Genomic DNA, 231 nt, shown 5'->3' on the forward strand with positions numbered 1-231 from the left:
TACGTGCGGATGTGCGCAGCGGCATGCGTCTGGCGGAGTCCTTGGCCGCACGGCCAAGGGATTTTCCCGAGATCTATCGCGCGTTGATTGCGGCCGGGGAGGAGTCCGGCGATCTGGCGCAGGTCATGGAACGGCTCGCCGATTACATCGAGGAACGCAACAACCTGCGCGGCAAGATTCTCACCGCGTTTATCTATCCGGGCGTGGTTGGGCTGGTGTCGATCGGCATCG

1 protein-coding gene is annotated in these 231 nt (G+C 62.8%); it reads left to right on the plus strand.

Going from position 1 to position 231, the window contains the following annotated elements:
• Positions 1 to 231, plus strand: a 231-nt coding sequence (locus ACW9IR_RS30080) for a type II secretion system F family protein (RefSeq protein ID WP_457466244.1), incomplete at both ends; no start/stop codon positions are given.

The sequence above is a fragment of the Pseudomonas sp. SDT291_1_S447 genome (assembly GCF_054070155.1).